Source organism: Curtobacterium sp. MCJR17_055 (assembly GCF_003224335.1).
Lineage (GTDB): Bacteria > Actinomycetota > Actinomycetes > Actinomycetales > Microbacteriaceae > Curtobacterium.
The window spans coordinates 199679-213008 of sequence record NZ_QKLF01000001.1; the positions used below are offsets into that span (position 1 = coordinate 199679).

A 13330-nucleotide genomic window follows, 5' to 3' on the forward strand; every position below is an offset into this window, starting at 1 on the left:
ATGGAGCGTCCGTGCCCGGAGAGAACCTCACCCGAATCGAAGCCCAGGAACGCGCCGGCATCGTCAGCGTGCAGACGTACGACGTCGAGCTCGACCTGACCCGCGGAGCCGAGACCTTCGGCAGCACCACCCGCGTGCGCTTCAGTGCCACCCCCGGTGCCAGCACGTTCATCGACGCCATCACGAAGACCGTGCACTCGGTCACGTTGAACGGCACCGCGCTCGACGTCGACGCGGTGAACGACGGCGTCCGCATCCAGCTCGCCGACCTGCAGGAGCAGAACGAACTCGTCGTCGTCGCCGACGCGCTGTACACGAACACCGGAGAAGGCCTGCACCGCTTCGTCGACCCGGTCGACGACGAGGTCTACCTGTACTCGCAGTTCGAGGTGCCGGACAGCCGCCGGATGTTCGCCGTGTTCGAGCAGCCCGACCTCAAGGCCGAGTTCTCCTTCACCGTGACCGCGCCGGCGCGCTGGCAGGTCGTCTCGAACGCCCCGACGCCGGAGCCGCACGTCGACGGCGACCACGCCACGTGGACCTTCCCGCCCACCGCGCGCATCTCGAGCTACATCACCGCGCTCATCGCCGGCCCGTACGAGGTCGTGCGCAGCGAGCTGACCAGCCGCGACGGTCGGACCATCCCGCTCGGCGTCTTCGCGCGCAGGTCGCTGGCCGAGTACCTCGACCCGGACTACGTGTTCGAGACCACCCGGAAGGGGTTCGCGTACTTCGAGGAGAAGTTCGACTACGCGTACCCGTTCGAGAAGTACGACCAGCTCTTCGTGCCGGAGTTCAACGCCGGCGCGATGGAGAACGCGGGCGCGGTCACCTTCACCGAGACCTACGTCTTCCGCTCGAAGGTCACCGACGCCATCAAGGAGCGCCGGGTCGTCACGATCCTGCACGAGCTCGCGCACATGTGGTTCGGCGACCTCGTCACGATGAAGTGGTGGAACGACCTCTGGCTGAACGAGTCGTTCGCCGAGTGGGCCTCCACCATCGCGACCGCCGAGGCCACCGAGTGGACCGGCGCATGGACGACGTTCCAGGCGATGGAGAAGTCCTGGGCCTACCGCCAGGACCAGCTCCCCTCGACGCACCCGATCGTCGCGACGATCAACGACCTCGAGGACGTCCAGGTCAACTTCGACGGCATCACCTACGCGAAGGGCGGTTCGGTCCTCAAGCAGCTCGTCGCGTGGGTCGGCATCGACGCGTTCTTCGCGGGCGTCGCGGCGTACTTCCGGAAGCACCACCACTCCAACACCGAGCTGAAGGACCTGCTCGTCGAGCTCGAGGCCACCAGCGGCCGCGACCTGTCCGAGTGGTCGCAGCTCTGGCTGGAGACGGCGGGCGTGAACACCCTGCGCCCGGAGATCGAGACCGACGCCGAGGGCGTCATCACCTCGTTCGCCGTCTTGCAGGAGGCGCCGTCGGACCACCCGACGCTGCGACCGCACCGCCTGGCCATCGGCGTGTACGCCTTCACGAACGACCCGTCGGCCCCCTTCGGCGCGGACACGGCCTCGTCCGGCGGCAAGCTCGACCGCGTCCACCGCGTCGAGATCGACGTCGACGGCGCCCGCACCGAGGTCCCCGAGCTGGTCGGCGTGCACCGCGGCGACCTCGTGCTCCTCAACGACGACGACCTGGCGTACGCCAAGATCCGCCTCGACGAGCAGTCGCGGCGCACGGCGATCGAGCACCTGGCGTCGATCGCGGACCCGCTCGCCCGGTCGATCGTCTGGGGTGCCGTCTGGGACGCCACGCGTGACGCCGAGTCCCCCGCCAGCGACTACGTCACCCTCGTGCTCGGCAACATCGCGACCGAGACCGAGTCGACGACGATCCGCACCACGCTGTCGCAGCTGCTCCTGGCGGCGCGCAACTACGTCGCACCGTCGAAGTCGGACGCCACCGTGCGCACCGTCGGCGACACGCTGTGGCAGCTGGCCTCGTCGGCCGAGTCCGGATCGGACGCGCAGTTCCAGTTCGTGAAGTTCTTCGCGCAGATCCCGTCGACGCCCGAGCACGTGGCGACGCTGCAGGGACTGCGTGACGGATCGGTCACACTGCAGGGGCTCGTCGTGGACACGGACCTGCGCTGGGAGCTGCTCGAGGGCCTCGTCCTCGCGGGTGCCGCGGGCAACGACGAGATCGACGCCGAGCTCGCCGCCGACCGGACCGCCTCGGGCGAGCAGGCCGCGGCCCGCGCTCGCGCGACGATCCCCACCGCCGAGGGCAAGCTCGCGGCGTTCTCGTCGCTCGTCGACACGGACGACGCGCCGAACGCCATCGTGCGGCAGACGACCGTCGGGTTCCAGCACGTGAACTCCCCGGTCGTGCTCGAGGGTCTCGTGCAGCGCTACTTCGAGGTCATCACGCGGATCTGGGACGAGCGCAGCTACCACATCGCCGACACGATCGTGACGGGCCTGTACCCGGCACCGCTGGCGTCGACGGAACTGCGTGACGCTGCCCGGGCCTGGCTCGACGCGCACCCGGAGACCCCGGCACTGCGTCGGATCGTCAGCGAGAACCTCGCGGGCACCGAGCGTGCGCTCCGCGTCCAGGCGGCCGACGCCTGATCCCGATGTGAGCAGCGGCGAGGCTCCGGCGTTCCTCCAGGGGCGTCGGAGCCTCGCCGTTTAGCATCGTCCGGACATGACCTCGGCAGCAGACACCACCGACGACGTCTCGAAGTGGGCGTCGAACACGTTCACCCAGTTCGTCGACACCTGGCACGTCCCGATCACGATCCTGATCGTCCTGCTCGCGGCGGTCATCATCCGCCTCGTGCTCCGCCGGACCATCAAGCAGGTCGTCGACCGCATCGTCAACGGCGTCAAGAAGCGGCAGGGCGCTGCGGACACCCAGGCCCTGGTGGCCTCCCCGCTGCAGACCGCCCGCGTCGTGCAGCGCACCCGGACGCTCGGCAGCGTGCTCGAGAACCTCGCGACCGTCGTGGTCGCCGTGATCGCCTTCGCCATCATCATCTCGACCGTGTTCCCGACCGCGGCGGTCGGCATCGTCGGTGGCGCCTCCGTGGTCGCCGCCGGCCTCGCAGTGGGCGCGCAGAGCATCGTCCGCGACATCCTGTCCGGCATCTTCATGATCCTCGAGGACCAGGCCGGCGTCGGTGACGTCGTCGACACCGGCCAGGCCACCGGGGTCGTGGAGTCCGTCGGTCTCCGGGTCATGCAGATCCGCGACGTGAACGGCATCCTCTGGTTCGTGCCGAACGGACAGATCCTCCGCGTCGGCAACCTCTCCCAGGGCTGGTCCCGTGTCCTCGTCGACATCACCGTGCCGTACGACACCGACATCGACGCCGTGCAGGACGCCCTGCTGCACGCCGCGGTCACCATGTCCCAGGAGGCCCGCTGGCGGCAGCGCATCGTCGAGAAACCGGAGATCTGGGGCCTGCAGTCGATCACCGACACCGGCATGGTGTTCCGCCTGGTCGTGAAGACCCGCGCGTCGGAGCTCGACGTCGTCGGACGGGAACTCCGCGTGCGGCTCAAGCGCGGCGTGGACGAACTCGGGGTCACCCTGCCGGCGATGGCCATGATCATGCCGGAGGGGTGGGAGAACGCCACGTCGGTGAACGGCCTCCGTCCCGTCCGCACCGCGCCGGTGCCCACCCCCGCGCCGCGGGCCCGCCGCGGCCGGATGAACATCCTGGGCCGGGCGATCCGGACCGGCGACGACAATGACCCTGAGGACACCCCATGACCGGACCCGCCATCCCCCTCGGTCCCCCCACGGGTGAGCCGGCCCCGGGCGTCCCCGCGCAGCCCGTCACGCTCCGGGTCGGACTCGGCGGGGCTGCGGCGAGCGGTTCCCTGTTCGACCGCATCGGCGGCGCCCCGACCTTCGACCGCCTGGTCCGCCGCTTCTACGAGGGCGTGCAGCAGGACGAGGTGATCTGGCCGATGTACCCGGCAGACGACCTCGACGGCGCGGTCTGGCGGCTCTCGCAGTTCCTCCAGCAGTACTGGGGCGGCCCGTCGACCTACAGCGAGCAGCGCGGCCATCCCCGGCTCCGGATGCGGCACCACCCGTTCCGCATCACCCCCGAGGCACGCGAGCACTGGCTCCAGCACATGCAGGACGCGGTCGAGTCACTCGACCTCGCGCCCCTCGACGAGGCCGAACTGTGGGCGTACCTCGACCGCGCGGCACACGCGATGACGAACGCGTTCGACTGACGGGAGCGGCGGCCGCCGCCGCGGCGGAACGACGGACGGGAGGCCCGTGGCGACCCCGCCACGGGCCTCCGGTCCGTCCGTCAGGAACTGAGCGTCCAGGCCCGCCGCTTCACGAGCACGTGCCCCCTGGAGGTCGTCAGCCGGCTCCACGGCCCCGTCTCGAACAGCCGGACCGGTTCGGTCCCGAGGAAGCCGAGGCTCTCGGCGGCGAAGCCCGCGCCGGCCGGCAGGTGCTCGACGCCCGGGATCGGCCGACCCCAGACCTCGGAACGGACGCGGCGGACGATGGACTCCCCCGAGCTCGTCGGCACGGAGGCGGCGACCTCGTCGATCCCCTGGCGCGCAGCACGGTGCAGCAGTTCCGCCGACACGTCGGGCAGCGGCACCCAGCCGCCGCGGGGCGGGGAGATCGCAGCCCAGGTCACGGTGTGCACCTCGAGCGGCAGCTCGACCTCGATCGGGGTCGCCCGGGTCGGGTCGGCTGCGTCGGCGTGCTCCACGTCGTTCGCCTCCGCGAGCAGACGCAGGCGCTCCTGGAACGAGCGGAGCGGCACCACGACGTCGATGTGCTCCGGCTGGGTGAGGGCGAACGTGCGCAGACCGAGCACGGTGGGCAGTTCGTCGAGCAGCCCGAGCGGGTAGAGGATCGCCGTGTAGACGGCCAGGACACCGGAGTCGGCGATGAGGCGGACGGACCCGTCCTCGATCCGAGCGGCTCGTCCGAGGTAGGTGCGGAGGTCACCGAGCGAGGCGGCGTCGGGAAGGGTGAACGAGCTGCTCATGTCACCGTCGATCCTAGCCGCGACCGTCCTGACGCTCCCTGGTCCGGCCCTCAGCGAGCTCTGAGCCCACTCTTGGCACTCTTCGGGTTCGAGTGCTAGAACGGATGGCAGTTGAGTCACGGCGACTCAACCGCGAAGCACTCAGTGAAGGAGTTGATTCAGATGGCCATGACCTTCGATCCGTTCCGCGAGCTGGACCGTCTCGCCGGATCCCTCCTCAGCGGAGCAGCAGCCGGGCCCCGCTCGATGCCGATGGACCTCTACCGCGCCGGCGACCACTACGTCATGGACGTCGACCTGCCCGGAGTCGATCCGGGATCGGTCGACATCGACGTCGACGGATCGGTCCTCACCATCCGGGCCGAGCGCACCCTCGGGGCTCCCGACGGCGCGCAGTGGCTCACGCGGGAACGCCAGCCCGGCTCGTTCGTCCGTCAGCTCACCCTCGGCGACGGCCTCGACGTCGAGCGGATCGCCGCGCACTACGACAACGGCGTGCTGAGCGTCACGATCCCCGTGCAGGAGTCGTCGAAGCCCCGGAAGATCGCCGTCAGCACGAGCGGTGCCGACACCGGTTCCGCGGCCGGCGCGCAGCCGCTCGCGGTCGGTCAGGGTGGCTCCGGCAGCTGAGCCGACGCACCCCGAGGGCGACGGGCCGACCCGCAGCGGGTCGGCCCGTCGCCCCGCCTCCCGATGGCACAGCCGTCGTCCCCACCCATCTCGTCCCGTCTCGTTTCCTCCTGTCCCGCCCATGCCACACCTCGTCAACGCACTGCTCTCGGTCCTCGTCGTCACCGGGCTGCTGGCCGGCCCGAGCCTCCGTCCTCGTCTCGCCCTGTTCCTGGGCGGAACGGGTTCGGTCGTCGCCAACCACCTCGTCTGGCTCGTCGCACCCGACCTCTGGTCCCGTGCGCTCACCCCGTGGGTGGCCAGCGTGGGTGGAGCGCTCGTCGCGGTGGCGGCGTGGAGTCTGCTCCGGACGTCCCCGACGGCGGCGGGTCTCGTCGACCCGCAGGGAACGGTCTCCGCGGACGTCGCGGACGACGCCATCGAGCAGGAGGACCCGGCCCCGTCGGGCGTCGTCGACCGCGGCGCCGCGATGGGTGCGCCCGCGCCCTCCTCGGCCACACCGGGACCCGTTCGTAGACTGGCGGCGTGATCCGCGAACCCGACTTCCTCACGACCCTGCGACTCGAGGACACCGGAGCGAGCACCCGCGAGACGATCCTGACCGGTGCCAGCCACTGGTCCCCCGGAGGACGGGTCTTCGGCGGCCAGGTGCTGGCGCAGTGCATCGTCGCGGCGCAGGCCACCATCGAGGGCCGTGACATCCACTCCGTCCACGGCTACTTCCTGCGCCCCGGTGCGATCGACGTCCCGATCACCTTCGGTGTGGAGCGCATCCACGACGGCCGCTCGTTCGCGACCCGACGGGCGCAGGCGTACCAGAACGGTCTCCCGATCTTCTCGATGATCGCGTCCTTCCAGGTGCCGGACGCCGGAGCGGAGCACCAGGACCCGTTCCCGGTGGACGTCCCCGACCCGGAGTCGCTCCCGTCGGCGGCGTCGGTGCTGGGCGCGGTCGACCACCCCACGGCGCAGGCCTGGGCGGAGCGGTCGATCGACCTGCGGCACGTCGACGGTCCGGTCTACTTCGACGTGCAGGGCGCCCGCGTCGCGCACCAGGCGGTCTGGTTCCGGGTCGAGGGCGACCTACCCGACGACCCCGCTCTGCACCGCGCGGTCCTGGCCTACGCGAGCGACCTGTCCCTCCTCGAACCGATCATGCGTCGGCACGGCGTCGCGTGGGGCACCCCGGGCGTGAAGCTCGCGAGCCTCGACCACGCGATGTGGTGGCACCGCGACGGCCGGGCGGACGACTGGGTCCTCTACGCGCAGGAGTCGCCGAGCGCCCAGGGCGGTCGGGGGCTGGCGCTCGGTCGCATGTTCTCCCGCGACGGCCGGCTGCTGGCGACCGTCGCGCAGGAGGGCATGATGCGCCTCCCCATCGCGTGAGACAGGCCCCGCTCGACGAGCGGGGCCTGTTCCGGTGCGGCGGAGCGGTCAGCGCCGGACCGGGGTCACGGCCGGGAGAACCGCACGGCCGGCTCGATGTACGGCTGACACGCCGCCCGCTCGGCTTCGGTGAGCCGTCGCGGTCGGTTGGTCGTCGCGTCCACGAGGACGAGCGCCGTGGTGGCGCGCGTGTACAGCTCCGCCGGCTCGTGTCCGACGGGCGACCAGACCTCGTACGAGATGTCCAGGCTGGCCCCGCCGATCCGCCCGATCCACAGCTGGATGTCGAGCGGCCGACGGAAGTACGGCGTCGACGCGAGGTACTCGAGCCGCTGCGCCGCGATGACCGTCATCGTCCCGGAGCCCGGCCGCCCGTCGATCACGGGTTCCGACGCGGACCCCGACTCGTCGACCTCGTCGGGGTCCGGCGCCCAGAACGCCAGCTCGCGCGCTTCCTCGAGCAGCCGGAGCATCGCCGAGTTGTTGACGTGCCCGTAGGCGTCGATGTCGCTCCAGCGGATGCGGACCGGCGCGTGCAGTCTCGCCACGGGGACTAGTCCCGCGTGAGCTTGCGGTACGTCGCGCGGCCGGGCTTCGCGGCGTCGGCCCCGAGGCGCTCGACCTTGTTCTCCTCGTAGGCCTCGAAGTTGCCCTCGAACCAGTACCAGATCGGCGTGCCGTCCTCGTTCAGGCCCTCCCACGCGAGGATGTGCGTCGCGATGCGGTCGAGGAACCACCGGTCGTGCGTGATGACCACGGCACAACCGGGGTACTCGAGGAGGGCGTTCTCGAGGCTGCCGAGGGTCTCGACGTCCAGGTCGTTCGTGGGCTCGTCGAGGAGCAGCAGGTTGCCGCCCTGCTTGAGCGTCAGCGCGAGGTTCAGACGGTTGCGCTCACCGCCGGACAGGATGCCCGCACGCTTCTGCTGGTCCGGGCCCTTGAACCCGAACTGCGACACGTAGGCACGCGACGGGATCTCGGTCTTGCCGACCTGGATGTAGTCGAGGCCGTCGGACACGACCTCCCACAGGTTCTTGTTCGGGTCGATGCCACCGCGGCTCTGGTCGACGTAGGAGATGTCGACCGTCTCGCCGATCTTGAGCTGGCCGCCGTCGAGGGGCTCGAGCCCGACGATCGTCTTGAACAGCGTGGTCTTGCCGACGCCGTTCGGGCCGATGACCCCGACGATGCCGTTCCGCGGCAGCGTGAACGACAGGTCGCCGATGATGACGCGCTCACCGAACTGCTTGTGGAGGTGCTCGGCGTCGATGACCTGCGACCCGAGGCGCGGACCGACGGGGATCACGATCTCCTCGAAGTCGAGCTTGCGCGTGCGCTCGGCCTCGTTGACCATCTCCTCGTAGCGGGCCAGACGCGCCTTGGACTTCGCCTGGCGGCCCTTCGCGTTGCTGCGGACCCAGTCGAGCTCGGACGACAGGCGCTTGGCGAGCTTGGCGTCCTTCTTGCCCTGGACCTCGAGACGGGCGCGCTTCTTCTCGAGGTAGGTCGAGTAGTTGCCCTCGTACGGGTAGAGCCGGCCGCGGTCGACCTCGGCGATCCACTGCGCGACGTGGTCGAGGAAGTACCGGTCGTGGGTCACGGCGAGGACCGCACCGTGGTACTGCTGCAGGTGCTGCTCGAGCCACTGCACGCTCTCGGCGTCGAGGTGGTTGGTGGGCTCGTCGAGCAGGAGCAGGTCGGGCTTCTGGAGCAGGAGCTTGCAGAGCGCGACACGGCGCTTCTCACCACCGGACAGGTGCGTGACGAGCTCGTCCCCCGGGGGGCACTGGAGCGCGGCCATCGCCTGCTCGAGCTGCGAGTCGAGGTCCCACGCGTCGGCCGCGTCGATCTCCTCCTGCAGCGTCCCCATCTCGGCGAGGAGCGCGTCGAAGTCCGCGTCGGGCTCGGCCATCGCGGCCGAGATCTCGTTGAAGCGCGCGAGCTTGCCGTGGATCTCCCCGACACCCTCCTGCACGTTCTCGAGCACCGTCTTGGTCTCGTCGAGTTCGGGCTCCTGCATGAGGATGCCGACGGTGAAGCCCGGGGTCAGCTTCGCCTCGCCGTTGGACGGCTGGTCGAGCCCCGCCATGATCTTCAGGATCGTCGACTTGCCCGCACCGTTCGGTCCGACGACGCCGATCTTGGCGCCGGGGAGGAACGACATCGTGACGTCGTCGAGGATCAGCTTGTCGCCGACCGCCTTGCGGGCGCGGACCATCTGGTAGATGTACTCAGCCATATCGGAGCGAGTCTACCGATCCGACGCGGCCAGCGCTGCCCCGCTCGCGGTGTCGTCGCGGTCGGTGTCGTCGCGGTCGGTGGTGCCCGGGACGCCGTGGCGACGGTCGCGGCGTCATCCGGGCTCCTGCCCCGGGAACAGTTCGTCGGGAGACACGGGGCCGTCGCCGCGCGCCACGGTGTCGTGCACGCCGACCGCTCCGGCGTCGTACGACGCGTCCTCGAGGGGTCCGGCGAGCACGTCGTCACCGTGGTCGCCGTGTCCGCGCACGTGCTCGACGGACTCGGTCGCGTGCGCGACCGGGCCGTCGTCGTGCAGGTCCGCGTCGGGGTCGTCCGGGCCGACCTCGCCGGTCCGGGGGTCGACGTCCGGGCCCGGTGCGGTGGTGGTCTGCACATCGCCGACGTGGCGCGGGACGCGGATCCAGTTGCTGATGCCCCAGGCGAGGTCGTGGCCGAGCGCGTCGGCGTCGATCTCGACGGAGGTGCCGCCCCGCCCGTCGCGCTCCCAGTTCCGGATCCGGACGCGTCCGGTGACGACGATGCGGTCGCCCTTCTTCACGGACTTGTGCACGTTGGCCGCGAGCGACCGGAACGCCGTGACCGTGTACCAGTTCGTGGGGCCGTTGACCCAGCTGGACGTCCTGCGGTCCCAGCGCCGCGACGGCGAGGCGAGACGCATGCTCGTGATGGCGACACCCGTCTCGGTGACGAGGTGTCGGGGTTCGGTGGCGATGATGCCGCAGACCGTGATCGTGTCGTTCATGCACCGATCGTCGATCGGGGCGCCGCTCCGACCGCGGCGCGTCGTCGAACTGTGGACGCAAAGCCCGGATCACGGTCCCTGTGGAGGGAAGGTGATCCGGGCCTCCCGTTCGGGAGCCGCGTCAGCGGCCCCTCGGTCAGTGCGCGTGGAACTCGGGCCGGTCCGCGAGCGGACCCATCGCCTTGTGGACCGCGCCCTTGGCCGACTGGAGCGACGGGTACGTCCCACCCGGACCACGTCGTCCGTAGAGCTCGACCCGGAACCCGTCCGCCGCCCGGTGGATCGTGCCCACCGCACCGGCCGGGCCGACGGCCACCCAGGTCTCCGTCGTCGTGTCCGGCATCGTGTCGTTCGTCATCGTCCGACCACCTCCTCGTGGCCCCGGCGCCCCTCCGTCAGGACGCCAGGATGTACTGACCGTACGCCTTGCGCACCTTGTTCACCTTGGGCAGCGCGACGGCGAGGCAGTAGCCCTGACCCGGGTTCTTCGCGAAGAAGTCCTGGTGGTACTCCTCGGCGCGGTGGAACGCCCCGAGCGGCTCGAGCGTCGTGACGACCCCGCCGTCCCAGATGTCGGACGCGCGTTCGATCGCCCGCTCGAACAGCGCACGCTGCTCGTCGTCCGCCGGGAACATCGCGGAGCGGTACTGCGTGCCGACGTCGGCTCCCTGACGGTTCAGCTGCCGCGGGTCGTGGAGGGTGAAGAAGACGTCGAGGACGACGTCCGCCGGGAGGACCGACTCGTCGAAGGTGACGGCGACCGCCTCGGCGTGGCCGGTGGTGCCGGTGCACACCTGCTCGTAGGTCGGGTGCGGGTCGCTGCCGCCGGTGTACCCGGACACGACGTCCTGCACGCCCTGGAGCGTGCGGTAGACGGCGTCGAGACACCAGAAGCAACCACCGGCGAGGACGAACGTGGTCATGGGGACCTACCTTCCTGGCTCCGGAGAGCGCGGTACTGGACTGTCCTCCACAACACGGCGGCGCTCGGCGGTGTTCCCCACCCTGTTCCGGCGCCTCCGGCGTGTCGGTGGTCGGTCGTACGGTCGTCCCAGATCACACGACCAGGAGGCCCACATGCAGTCCACGACGGACGCCCGGCTCAGCATCCACTCGCCCCGCCCGACGGCGCGGTCGCGAGGCGACCTCCGCATCCTCGACGTCCGTGACGACCTGAGCCGCGTCACGCGGGCGAACGGGGAGATCGTGGGCTACGTCGACCGCGTCGACGTGGCCGGTGGCACCGCCTACCGCGCACGTCGCTACGTGGCTGCCGAGCGACGGTTCGTCGAGCTCCCGAACGTGTGGAACGCCGAGGACGCGGTCGACACCCTCCGCTGGTGACGGTCGCGCACGGCGGCACCGGGTGGAGCGGATGTCCGCCCCGTCCGCCTGTCGTCCCCGGGACCTGACCGATCCGGAAGTACGGTACGCGCATGCAGTGGTGGAACGACCTGATCGACTGGACCTCGTCCGACACGGGCTGGCGCGTGCTGTCGGGGGCGGTCATCCCCTTCGTCGCGATCATCGTGGCGGGCGTCATCGCGGCGCTGATCGGCCGCGGAGCCGCCAAGCGCGTCGTGGCCCACCAGGAGCGCGAGGCCAGGAACGCGGCCGTCGCCGGCCTCGTCTCGGCGGCGCGGAAGGCAGCCAGCTGGGGGTCGCTCGGTCACGACGAGCGCGCCTACGCGGACCACCTGGCCGAGGACGCCGACATCCGCCTGCGCTTGCTCCCGATCGCCGGCGCACCGGTCGCCGCGGACTGGGCGAAGCACGAGATCGCCGACATCAAGAAGAACTCCTCGACCTTCACCTCGCACGCGGACAACGCCCTCGCCGAGTTCCGCGACCGGATGCTCGAGTGGCAGGCCCGCCCCAACCGGACACGCAAGCTCTTCAAGAGCGACCTGGAGCGGTGGAAGTTCGACGCACCTGACCCGGACGCCGACCTCATCAAGCGGCAGCAGGAGTGGAACGCGGACAAGGTCGACTCCTCCCGGGCTCCCGAGCCGGCACCCACGCCGACGACGACGTCCCTCCGCCCGGCACAGCCCAGCGTGACCCCGTCGGCCCTCGCCGCCTCCACCTCCGCCCCGGCGAACGGCCAGGACGCGACCGTGCCGATCTCGGACAACGTCACCCGGCCCTACTCCGACGGCGAGACGACCCCGATCCGCCCGGCGCTCGGCTCCCCCGCGTTCCGGGCCGCCACCCCGGCACCGGCCGCCACCCCGGCACCGGCCGCCACGACGCCCGGGTGGTCGGCTTCCCGCGATGCGGACAACGACGACGCGGTCGACGACGTCCGCATCGACACCGCGGGCCGCCCCGGGTCCGCCGACCGCTCCCCCGCCCTGCGGGACGAGCAGCCGGCACGAAACGACCTGCCCGCCGCTCGCGACGACCGCACCCCGGCCGGCGATCGTGAGGACCAGGGTGCTGGTACCCAGGGCGACCGTGCGGACGCCGGGCCGGGGGCGTCGTACGCGAACCCGGTCAGTGCGAGCGAACTGCGTCGACGCGCGGACACCGACGAGGACTGACCCGACGACAGCATGACGGAGGCCGCCACCCGGACGGGGTGGCGGCCTTCGTCGTCGGTGCCCCCGGCAGGAATCGAACCCGCGGCACGGTGGGTAGAAACCACCTGCTCTATCCACTGAGCTACGGAGGCGGACGCCGACGATCATATTCGGTGCCGGCCAGCAGGCGGTGGACGAACCGCTCGACGTCCCGCTGTGAGCGCAGCCGCACGACGCGGAGGTGTGGAGTCGAGTCGGCGAGCGCCGCCACCCGCTTGCGGGTCTCGTTCCGGGTCGCGATCCCCCACCGGAGGATGTGCTCGCGCCGGGTGACGACGGTCCACAACGGCGGCTCGACGTTCCCGTTCCACAGCTCGATGCGCCGGAGCCGTCGTCGGACGGTCCTGCGGAGCAGTCGCCAGAACGCCACCGGCTTCGGGAGGTCCAGCCACACCAGGGTGTCCGCTCGGTCGACGAGGAGCGCCCGCACCGACCGGTACTGCCACTCGGTGACCCATGCCGGTGCGGCCGTGAACGCGTCGACGTCCTGCGCGAAGGTCGACCGCACCGTCCACCCGGGCCCGTGGTACAGCGCGTCGATCTCGGTGTGCGGCGCACCGACGGCCTGCGCGATGCGTCGGGCGGTGGTGGTCTTGCCGACGCCTGCGGTCCCCGCCACGAGGACGCGTCGAGGCGGCGGGTCGAGGACGTCGTCGGCACCGAGCATCCCTCGACGATAGACGAGGTGTCGCGCCCGGCTCCGGCGGTGAGCGGTGCCGGCCTCGACCTGCT

The 13330-nt window shown here is 70.9% G+C and carries 15 protein-coding genes and 1 tRNA gene; 8 read left to right on the forward strand and 8 right to left on the reverse strand.

Going from position 1 to position 13330, the window contains the following annotated elements; genetic code table 11:
* The first annotated feature begins 11 nt into the window (after positions 1-11).
* The 3 genes from pepN to DEJ16_RS00960 all read left to right on the forward strand — a co-directional run bounded on the left by pepN (position 12) and on the right by DEJ16_RS00960 (position 4214).
* Complete coding sequence (gene pepN / locus DEJ16_RS00950) at positions 12-2591, forward strand: aminopeptidase N (RefSeq protein WP_110823773.1); 2580 nt, start codon at positions 12-14, stop codon at positions 2589-2591.
* Positions 2592-2667: 76 nt separating this feature from the next.
* The gene (locus tag DEJ16_RS00955; protein ID WP_110823772.1) at positions 2668-3738 is read left to right on the forward strand and encodes a mechanosensitive ion channel family protein; all 1071 of its coding nucleotides are present in this window, start codon (positions 2668-2670) and stop codon (positions 3736-3738) included.
* Positions 3735-4214, forward strand: coding sequence for a globin (locus tag DEJ16_RS00960; RefSeq protein ID WP_110823771.1), 480 nt, complete (start codon positions 3735-3737; stop codon positions 4212-4214). Before DEJ16_RS00955 ends, DEJ16_RS00960 begins: the two co-directional genes overlap by 4 nt.
* Before the next feature lie 80 nt (positions 4215-4294).
* On the opposite strand, the gene DEJ16_RS00965 is transcribed toward DEJ16_RS00960, so the two are convergent.
* Complete coding sequence (locus DEJ16_RS00965) at positions 4295-4996, reverse strand: hypothetical protein (protein ID WP_110823770.1); 702 nt, start codon at positions 4994-4996, stop codon at positions 4295-4297.
* A 162-nt stretch (positions 4997-5158) separates the two neighbouring features.
* On the opposite strand from DEJ16_RS00965, the gene DEJ16_RS00970 reads away from it, so the two are divergent.
* From DEJ16_RS00970 to DEJ16_RS00980, 3 genes are all read left to right on the forward strand, one after another.
* Complete coding sequence (locus DEJ16_RS00970) at positions 5159-5626, forward strand: Hsp20/alpha crystallin family protein (protein ID WP_110823769.1); 468 nt, start codon at positions 5159-5161, stop codon at positions 5624-5626.
* Between the two features lie 121 nt (positions 5627-5747).
* Positions 5748-6155, forward strand: coding sequence for a hypothetical protein (locus DEJ16_RS00975; protein WP_110823768.1), 408 nt, complete (start codon positions 5748-5750; stop codon positions 6153-6155).
* On the forward strand, positions 6152-7012 hold the full coding sequence (locus tag DEJ16_RS00980) for an acyl-CoA thioesterase II (RefSeq protein WP_110823767.1): 861 nt from the start codon (positions 6152-6154) through the stop codon (positions 7010-7012). Before DEJ16_RS00975 ends, DEJ16_RS00980 begins: the two co-directional genes overlap by 4 nt.
* Positions 7013-7077: 65 nt before the next feature.
* On the opposite strand, the gene DEJ16_RS00985 is transcribed toward DEJ16_RS00980, so the two are convergent.
* The 5 genes from DEJ16_RS00985 to msrA all read right to left on the reverse strand — a co-directional run bounded on the left by DEJ16_RS00985 (position 7078) and on the right by msrA (position 10939).
* Positions 7078-7560: a thioesterase family protein gene (locus tag DEJ16_RS00985; protein WP_110823766.1), complete on the reverse strand. Its 483-nt coding sequence runs from the start codon at positions 7558-7560 to the stop codon at positions 7078-7080.
* Between the two features lie 5 nt (positions 7561-7565).
* Entirely contained in the window at positions 7566-9251 is a 1686-nt protein-coding gene (gene ettA, locus DEJ16_RS00990) for an energy-dependent translational throttle protein EttA (protein WP_110823765.1), read from the reverse strand.
* A gap of 114 nt (positions 9252-9365) precedes the next feature.
* On the reverse strand, positions 9366-10016 hold the full coding sequence (locus DEJ16_RS00995; protein WP_110823764.1) for a single-stranded DNA-binding protein: 651 nt from the start codon (positions 10014-10016) through the stop codon (positions 9366-9368).
* A 136-nt stretch (positions 10017-10152) separates the two neighbouring features.
* Positions 10153-10374: a methyltransferase gene (locus tag DEJ16_RS01000; protein WP_258365732.1), complete on the reverse strand. Its 222-nt coding sequence runs from the start codon at positions 10372-10374 to the stop codon at positions 10153-10155.
* 37 nt (positions 10375-10411) lie between these two features.
* Positions 10412-10939, reverse strand: coding sequence for a peptide-methionine (S)-S-oxide reductase MsrA (msrA, locus tag DEJ16_RS01005; protein ID WP_110823763.1), 528 nt, complete (start codon positions 10937-10939; stop codon positions 10412-10414).
* A 154-nt stretch (positions 10940-11093) separates the two neighbouring features.
* Between msrA and DEJ16_RS01010 the strand changes: the two genes are divergently transcribed.
* On the forward strand, positions 11094-11360 hold the full coding sequence (locus DEJ16_RS01010; protein ID WP_110823762.1) for a hypothetical protein: 267 nt from the start codon (positions 11094-11096) through the stop codon (positions 11358-11360).
* 92 nt (positions 11361-11452) lie between these two features.
* Positions 11453-12559: a hypothetical protein gene (locus tag DEJ16_RS01015; protein WP_110823761.1), complete on the forward strand. Its 1107-nt coding sequence runs from the start codon at positions 11453-11455 to the stop codon at positions 12557-12559.
* 58 nt (positions 12560-12617) lie between these two features.
* Here DEJ16_RS01015 and DEJ16_RS01020 read toward each other — a convergent pair.
* Together DEJ16_RS01020 and DEJ16_RS01025 are read right to left on the reverse strand one after the other, a co-directional pair.
* A tRNA-Arg gene (locus DEJ16_RS01020) sits at positions 12618-12690 on the reverse strand.
* On the reverse strand, positions 12681-13265 hold the full coding sequence (locus DEJ16_RS01025; RefSeq protein ID WP_110823760.1) for an AAA family ATPase: 585 nt from the start codon (positions 13263-13265) through the stop codon (positions 12681-12683). The genes DEJ16_RS01020 and DEJ16_RS01025 overlap by 10 nt, the downstream gene beginning before the upstream one ends.
* Positions 13266-13330 lie beyond the last annotated feature (65 nt).